The 7,847-nt window shown below is 64.4% G+C and carries 7 protein-coding genes and 2 pseudogenes; 4 read left to right on the top strand and 5 right to left on the bottom strand.

The window, feature by feature from the left end; translation table 11 throughout:
• On the top strand, positions 1 to 1,192 hold a 1,192-nt coding region (locus AC1DS3_RS31585), incomplete at its 5' end, for a polysaccharide biosynthesis tyrosine autokinase (RefSeq protein ID WP_477128683.1).
• 91 nt (positions 1,193 to 1,283) lie between these two features.
• Positions 1,284 to 2,222 carry a LysR substrate-binding domain-containing protein gene (locus tag AC1DS3_RS31580; RefSeq protein WP_477128682.1) on the top strand — a complete coding sequence of 313 codons (939 nt, stop codon included), beginning with the start codon at positions 1,284 to 1,286 and terminating at the stop codon, positions 2,220 to 2,222.
• Positions 2,223 to 2,237: 15 nt separating this feature from the next.
• On the opposite strand, the gene AC1DS3_RS31575 is transcribed toward AC1DS3_RS31580, so the two are convergent.
• Positions 2,238 to 3,098, bottom strand: coding sequence for a transglutaminase-like domain-containing protein (locus tag AC1DS3_RS31575; RefSeq protein ID WP_441634186.1), 861 nt, complete (start codon positions 3,096 to 3,098; stop codon positions 2,238 to 2,240).
• A 204-nt stretch (positions 3,099 to 3,302) separates the two neighbouring features.
• A complete protein-coding gene (locus tag AC1DS3_RS31570) occupies positions 3,303 to 4,028 on the bottom strand; it encodes a response regulator (protein ID WP_477128681.1) in 726 nt (241 codons plus the stop codon).
• 692 nt (positions 4,029 to 4,720) lie between these two features.
• Here AC1DS3_RS31570 and AC1DS3_RS31565 point away from each other — a divergent pair.
• Both AC1DS3_RS31565 and AC1DS3_RS31560 read left to right on the top strand, forming a co-directional pair.
• Positions 4,721 to 5,359 carry a response regulator gene (locus AC1DS3_RS31565; protein WP_477109281.1) on the top strand — a complete coding sequence of 213 codons (639 nt, stop codon included), beginning with the start codon at positions 4,721 to 4,723 and terminating at the stop codon, positions 5,357 to 5,359.
• 104 nt (positions 5,360 to 5,463) lie between these two features.
• Entirely contained in the window at positions 5,464 to 6,159 is a 696-nt protein-coding gene (locus AC1DS3_RS31560) for an Hpt domain-containing protein (protein ID WP_477128680.1), read from the top strand.
• An 88-nt stretch (positions 6,160 to 6,247) separates the two neighbouring features.
• On the opposite strand, the pseudogene AC1DS3_RS31555 reads toward AC1DS3_RS31560, so the two are convergent.
• The 3 genes and pseudogenes from AC1DS3_RS31555 to AC1DS3_RS31545 form a co-directional block, all read right to left on the bottom strand.
• A pseudogene (locus AC1DS3_RS31555) lies at positions 6,248 to 6,548 on the bottom strand (Tn3 family transposase); the annotation flags it as partial.
• Positions 6,547 to 6,753 (bottom strand): annotated as a pseudogene (locus tag AC1DS3_RS31550) (LysR family transcriptional regulator); the annotation flags it as partial. The pseudogenes AC1DS3_RS31550 and AC1DS3_RS31555, both read right to left, overlap by 2 nt.
• A gap of 55 nt (positions 6,754 to 6,808) precedes the next feature.
• On the bottom strand, positions 6,809 to 7,847 hold a 1,039-nt coding region (locus tag AC1DS3_RS31545; protein WP_477128679.1), incomplete at its 5' end, for an MFS transporter.

Here is a 7,847-nt window from a genome sequence, read left to right as displayed (position 1 = left end):
GGACATGTACATGTCCTTGCGCCGGCAGGCGCAGCTGCTGGCGCTGGMGCAGTCGGACCAGAGCAGCGATGTGCGGCTCGTGGACCTTGCGGTGGCACCTGCGCTGCCGGTCGGGCCGAATCGGGCGCTGGTGACGGGCCTGGCGGCGTTGCTGGGCCTGTTGGCCGGCACCGGGCTGGCTGCGTGCAAGCGCCGCGCGTCCCGGGGCATGGAGAGCGCTGCCGCGATCGAGGGGAGCCTGGCGCTGCCGATGGTGGGCGAGGTCGTGTTCAGCCCCGAGCAGCTCGAGCTGGAACGCAAGAGCCTGGCGCAGCCGCGCCCCTTGCGCGCACCGGTGTTGTCCGCGTGCGAGCCGGGCCAGACGGTGCGGCTCGCACGCGGCACGGACGACGCGGCGCGGGCCAGTCTGCGCCACTGCGTGTCCACCGCCTCGGTGCGCCCGGGCGCGGCGCATGAGGACACGGTGCTGCACGACCGGTACCTGCTTGCGCGGCAGTATCCGCATGCCCCGGCCGTGGAGGGGCTGCGCACCTTGCGCGCGTCGCTGCACTTCGCCATGGACGGCGCGGCCAACCACATCGTGGCCATCACCAGCGCCTCCGTGGGGGCGGGCAAGACGTTTGGCACGGTCAACCTGGCCGTGCTGGCGGCGCAGGCCGGCATGCGCGTGCTGGTGGTCGACGCCGACCTGCGCCGCGCCCGCGTGGCCGGGCAGTTCGGCCTGGAGGGCACGCTGGGGCTGGCCGACCTGCTGGGCGGGTCCCTCACGCTGCATGATGCGATCCAGCCGACCGCGGTCGGCGGGCTGTGGCTGCTCTCGGCCGGCACGCGGCCGGCGAATCCATCCGAGCTGCTGATGCTGCCCGCCCTGCGCGAGGTGCTGCTCACGTGCGCCGCGGGCTTTGACCTGGTCCTCGTGGATACGCCCCCCATCCTCGCGGTGGCCGACGCCGCGCTGGTCAGCCGCGTTGCCGGCGCCACGCTGCTGTTCGTGCGCGCCGACAACACGCCGCAGGAGAAGGTGGTCGAGGCGCTCAAGTACCTGGACCGGGCCAACGCCAACGTGATCGGCGGCGTGCTCAATGGCTTGCAGGTGCGCCGTAGCAACCGGGAGCGCTGCGCCGAGACCAGCGACTACCTGCGCGCGAGCACGCCGGAGGATGGCACGGTGCCGGCCTGGCGCATCGGTTGACCCGCCGTCTTTGACTTTTGCCTGCGTAGCGGCCATGGGCGCGGCCGCGTGTCCGCCATCTTCTCCACCCTTTATCGACCAGAACGGCCTCATGAGAAGCACGAACGGCAGGCACCTGCCCGCGCTGTCCCACCTGGTGGCGCTAGAAGCCACCGTCAGGCTAGCCAGCGTGACCGGCGCGGCCGATGAGCTATGCCTGACGCAGAGCGCGGTCAGCAAGCAACTGACCGAGCTCGAAGAGTACCTCGGCGTGCCCATGCTGACCCGCCGCAAGGGCGCGGTCTCGCCCACCCAGGCAGGCGAGCAATATCTGCGCGCGGTCCGCAAGGTGATTGCCGAACTGGAGGAGGYCACGCTGGAGGTGCTGACAAGCAGGGGCTGCGGTGGCCGGCTCGATCTGCGCGTGCCGGTTTCGCTAGGCAATATCTGGTTGCTGCCAAGGCTGGCAGGGTTTGCCAAAGCCCATCCGCAGATCCAGGTCAACGTCACCGCCAAGGCAGGCACGGTGGATCTGCGTGCGTCCGGCCTGGACGGCGCGATCCAGGTTTGCATGGGCCCGCCTGAAGGGCATGTCGGCGTCAAGGTGATGCCACTGGCCTTGTTTCCGGTGTGCGTGCCCGAACTACTGGCGCAGGCGGAGTCCGCCCAGGCCGCGCTGGAGCACCTGCCGCTGCTGCACCAGGCGGAGGCGCTGGAGGCGTGGGCGGGCTACTTCGATGTGATCGGCATGGCGGCGCGCAGGGCCCGGCGCGGGCCGCGCTATGCCTCGCTGGCCATGGGGCTGCAGGCGGCGCTCAGCGGCATGGGGATCGCCCTGCTGCCCGATTACGTGGTGAGGGAGGACCTGATGGCCGGGAGGTTGGTGCGGTTGCTGGACGCCACTTATGTCTCGCCCAAGTCCTATTACTTTGTTTGCCTTGAGGACAAGTGGCAGAGCCCATTGATCGGGATCTTCGTGTCCTGGCTGCTGGCGGAGGCGGCGGATACGCCACCCCGGATGCCCCCGCAGAGGCCAGCCGGGAATGCATAGGCCGGCCGCCACGCCCTACCAGGTGCAGATGCCCCAGTCGGTGTGCAGCGGCATCTCCAGGCCGAGCGCCGTATCGGTGAGCGCATGGACCTGCACGAAGGGCCGCTCGGACTCGACTTTGCCGAAGATCGCCGCGAACGGGATCTCACCCGCGTCCCGTCCCGTGCCGATGCGCGGCAGGCCCGTGGGAATGGAGGTGCCGGAGGGATCGACGAGATACCACCTGCCCGACAGGAAGACTTCCACGAAGGCATGGAAATCCGGCGGCCCGAGAGCGGGATCCGCGCCGTAGTCCAGGCTGCTGGAGATGCGCGCGGGAATGCTCAGCGCCCGGCAGATGGCAATCATCAGGTGCGCGAAATCCCGGCACACGCCGATGCGCTCGACGATCGTATCCACGGCCGAGGTGCGCTCATTGGTGGACGTCGAGAGGAAACGCACGTGGTTGCGTGCCCATTCCCGGATGGCCACGATGCGTGAGTAGCCCCATGGCACCTTGCCGAACTCCCGCAGGGCGAACTCCATCAGGCGGTCGGATTCGCAGTAGCGGCTAGGCGCCAGGTAGGGCAGCACCTCGAAGGGCAGTTGCGCGATCGGCACTTCGTGCAAGGTCGAAGGATCGTCGAGGCGATGGTCGATATCGACCACGGCTTCATAGTGGATCGCCAGGTGCCCCTTGGGCGCGCGCAGGCGGATCAGCCGGTTGCATAGCATGGCATCGGTGTACTGGTCCATGCGCAGCACGGGCGGCACCGTCAGGCGCTCGGAAACAATGCTCTGGCGGGCGGTACGGGCGGCTTCGATGTTGAACAGGAAGTCAGCCTCGGCATCCAGGACCTCGTACGACAGGTCCACCGAGTATCGAAGACGGTTCATTTGATGCCCCCTTGCCCGCGCGGCATGACAGGCGCTTGCTGATGAATAGTTCGTGACAGGGCTCGACGGATCGCCACGGCAGCCGTCAAGCGGGGATGCTTGCCCGTCCATGGTCGCCGCCCCCCATGGGAAAGTCCAGTGAATCCGTTGAGAGCGCTTTGCAGGTGTCCCTTGTTCCCCCCAGCGTCAGGGCGCCCGCGCGGCCTACTGCGGGTCGCTGTTCCTTGGCCGTGGCACCAGCTTGTCCGTGGCCAGCTTGCGGGGCTGGCCGAGCAGGCCGACGGAGACGGCGTAGCTGAAGAGATCCAGGTCGCCGCGCAGCCCGAGCTTGCGCATGGCGGACACCTTCTGGGTGCTGATGGTCTTGACGCTGCGCCCGAGACTCAGGCCGATCTGGCTGACGGACATGCCCGACAGGTAGAGCCGGATCACGTCGGTCTCGCGCGGGCTGAGCGCGCTGAACCGGGAGCGCACGTCCACGTCCTGTCCGGTGCTGTCCAGCAGTTGCTGGATTGTCGGCGACAGGTAGCGCGCGCCGTCGAGCACCTGCGACAGGCCAGCCGCGATATGCGAGGCATCATCGAGCTTGCTGACCACCGACAAGCGCTCGAACCGGACCAGCCTGCCGATCTGCACGGGGTTGTCCAGCATGGTGACCACCAGGATCGACAGGGCCGGATAGCGCCGCCGCACAAACTCGATCATGTGCAGGCCATCGCCATGCGCGCCGCCTGGCATTGCGTAGTCCGTCAGCAGGATGTCGCACGGTTTTCGGCTGAGCGCCGCAAGGATTTCCGTTGAGTTCCGCGCGCTGCCKGCGATCTCTATGCCATCGAGCTGCGCCAGCAAGCCTCGCAAGCCCAGCAGCATGACGGGATGGTCGTCGGCGATGACGATGTGGGATTTGGCGTACGAGCGGTTAGCCGGCATGGGCACGGATCCACGACGGCGAATGGCGCCGGCGCACGCATCGCCGGGGCCGCTCCATTGGTCCCGGCAACTGGCGTGGGCAAAGAGGGGTGACGTCGCTCATGGCAGAGTTCCTTGCGCTCCTGATTTGTGACTGCTGACTGTATCGCTGGGAACGCGAGACTGGTTTGAGAAATTTCCGCATTTCGCCGCAGGTGCGGGGGCGAGCCGGGAACTGCGCGGAAATCGTGTTCAAAGCAAGATCTTCGGGGTTCGATTCAGTGCTTTCGTTGTCTGGAGACAGATCTACTGCGGCACCGCTGCGCCGAGGCGCCGATGCTGGCGGCGTTGCCAGGCAGTCTGCGGCGCGTCATTCGCGTCTTTCTCCTCAGGCATTTCTTCCGATTGCCTAGGAAGCTTCCCAACGGAAAGCGCAAGGACGTCGCCATCCCTTGCGGGGTTTAGTGCAGAAAGTGACTCTTTGGCTGTTTTTATGGTGTTCCCAAGTGCCGAAACGACGTGCCTGCACACGATGCAACGCTGAGTTTTCCCTCCTTTGGGAAATTTCCGACGGCTGATTCGGAAGTTTCACGCCAGTTCGGGGGCAACTTCACCACATAATCCGCGCTTCACCTACTAATTGCCGGCTGTCGCCCAACGTAGGTGAGTTCGTTTTTTTTGGCAGTTTTTGGCAGTCTTGGGAGAGCGCGCGAGTGGCAACAATCCTGATCGTCGACGATCACCCCGCACTGCGCCTGGTGATCAAGGCCCAGTTGTCGCAAGTGCTTGGGGTCAGCCATATTCTGGAAGCCGACAACGGCCAGACTGCGATTGAAGCCGCGCGGCAGTTCGAGCCCGATCTTGCCATGCTGGACCTGGATATTCCCCGTATCAGCGGCCTGGACGTGATCCCGCGCCTGAAACGGATCTATCCGCCGATCCGGATCCTGGTGGTTTCAGGTCAGGACCAGGCCATCTTCGCGCCGCGGGTGCGGCAGGCGGGCGCCCAGGGCTTTGTCAGCAAGATGCAGGACATGAAGGAAATCGTGCGCTGCGTCGAGGGGGTGATGGCCGGCTACACGGTGTTTCCCGAAATGCGCTATGAGCGCGAGTTGCCGCTCTTCAACCAGCGGGCGGATGAAGAGCGGCTCGCTTTGCTCTCGGACAAGGAGATCGTCATCCTGCAGATGCTGGTCAGGGGCTTGTCCAACAAGGCGATCGGAGAGCTTTTATTTATCAGCAATAAAACAGTGAGCAGTCATAAGACCCGCATCATGGGCAAGCTGCGGGCTACCTCGCTGGTGGACCTGGTCGACTTTGCACGGCGCTGCCGCCTGACGCCTGCGCAATGAGGCCAGCCAGCAGGCGCTTATCGGCAGTGGGTTAACAATATGCAAATGTTCACAGAGGCAAATTCATGATCCGTGCGCGATTACTCAGCACTACCGAGAGTGGCGTGCAAGCGTTGCAAATCAGCGGGCTCGCGGCCGTGCTCGCGGGCCTGGGCTTTTCCGTCGAGCACGCGGACCTGGCGAGCCCGGATGCGGGGCGCGTCCAAAGCGAGCCGCCCAGGCTGGCACTGGTCTGGCTGGCTCATGACCATGCCGGCGAGCTCGCGCGCAGCGACTTTGGCCTGTCCCCGGACAGCCTGCTCTTTTCGGTGGTGCAGGCCGGCGCGGACGCGAGCGTGGTTGATGCGGCCCATGGCGCCGCCTTCGATGCCACGCTCAGCGCGCCGGTCAACGTCATCKCACTGGCGCACGCGATGGCCGAGCACGGGTTTGTCGCGGTGTCGCCTGGCGAATGCGCGGCCGTCCGCACGCTGCTCGATACGCTCGCGGGCGGTGACGAGGATATTGTCAGGGACCTGGTGGACAGCCTCGTCGAGACCAACCGCATCGATCTCGAGATGATGCGCGCGGCGCTGGCGGATGGCACCTGGCAGCGGTTCGGCAGCGGGGCGCACCGCATCAAGGGCTCGGCCAGGATCCTGGAGTGCGGGGCCCTGGTCACGCTTTGCGGCCGGCTCGAATCCGTTGCCCAGCACGGCGACCTTGCCACCGCGCAAGCCTTGCTGCCGATTCTTGCGCCAACGCTGGCGCAGCTTGACGCGTCGCTGGCGGCGCTGCGCCCGCCCCGGCTGCGCGCCTAGCCAGAACCGCTTCGCTTCATGTTGAAACAGCACTCTTAGAGACCATTTCAAAAAAAACCCCGAAGGAGGCTGTTAACTTCCTCGGCTAGCCGAGGTTGATGGCATCCGCGAGGATGCTCGTCAGCAGCAAGGTCTTGTCGCTAGCAGTCTCGCCCGTCTTCAGGTGCGTGAAATGGCGGGTGAAGCCGGTCCACGCATCGACCTCCATCAGAGAGTGCCGTAATCTTGACACGCGGCAGCATAAGCGATGTCTGATCGATCAGCGTTTGCGCTTCCATCGGGAAGGCGGCGTCGAGTGGCGAGATTTTCAGGCCAGACTCGGTGACGATCGCGTCCGGCAGCTTGTTGGCGGCGGCCAACCGGTTGACGGTTTCCAGCTTCATTTCCAGGTACATGCTCCACGAACAGTTTGCCTGCACGGGGCAGTCGCGTGCTGCGCGTGGTGCGTACAAAACGCTGCACACCAAGGTCTTCTTCCAGTTCCTTGATCGCACGGGACAACGGCGACTGCTCGATATGCAGCTTCTCGGCCGCGCGGGCGAAATGGAGTTCTTTGGCCACGGCCAGCAAACAGCGTAGATGTCGAAGCTCCATTAATAAACCTCAAACGCCGTCATGAATCCGGCGGTCTAGCCGCTAGATCAAACGCTCATCGACGCGGGCCAGACGTAAACCCATAGGCGTTCGCGCGCCAAGCGGTGAGGAAACCAATCATCAGTATCAACAGCACTACCMAAGGAAAAGATTTGGCACCTGCGGACTCAAGCAGTACCCCGCCAATAATCCCGCTGCCGGCGAACGAGAGATTGAACACTGTTACCAGCATGGATTGCGCAACGTCAGCACCGTTACCCGCTGCATCGGCCAATGCGGTTTGCAACAAAGTCGGCGCACCACTAAAGCTCAAACCCCAGATCGCCACACCAACGCATATGAATACAAGTGACGTGCTTCCCAAGCCGAATGTCAGTGAAACCAAGGCAAAAGCACCCAGTCCGGTCAGCACCAGAAGTCGCAGCCATCGGTCAACCAGAGAACCGACAAGCCATATGCCGAACATGGCAGACATGCCAAAGATGAGCAGTACGGAGTCCACATTGCCAGCTAGCCCAACCGACGCCAGGAAGGGAGCGATATAGGTGTAGAGAATGTAATGCGGAAGAATCCAAGCCATCACGACGAACAGCACAGGTCGCACGCCAGGGGTGGCAAGGACTTGCCTCATCGGCAAACGACCGTCGGCCGTCTGGCCGGGGTAGTCGGGAACCGCCCAGAAAACCCAGCCCATTAGCACCAGGGTCATTCCCGACATGATGCCAAAAACGCTGCGCCAGCCGATCATGGTTCCGAGCCAGGCGCTCAACGGTACGCCAACCGATAACGCTAAAGGGATGCCAACCATTGCCACCGCAAGCGCGCGGCCCTGCATGGACACAGGAACCATACGGCGTGCATAGGTTGCCAAGAGACTCCAGGCAAGCCCCGTGGCAAGCCCCACTGCGAACCGCGCAACCAGTGTCAGTACATAGTGCGAGGACGCCGCCGTTATCGCATTGCAAACGAGAAATGCCATCAGCACCAGCAACAGGACATGCCGCCGTTGCCATTTGCTCGTAGCCGCCGTCAACGGGATAGCGGCTATGCCCGAGCCGAGTGCGCAACTCGTCACAAGTTGCCCAGCCCAAGCC

The sequence above is a fragment of the Cupriavidus sp. 01L46 genome, assembly GCF_056399905.1.
This window is presented reverse-complemented; position numbering and strand designations above follow the sequence as displayed.

Excerpts from the sequence above, each read along its gene's own strand:
- AC1DS3_RS31575 (WP_441634186.1), bottom strand. The coding sequence starts at position 3,098 with ATGAACCGTCTTCGATACTCGGTGGACCTGTCGTACGAGGTCCTGGAT.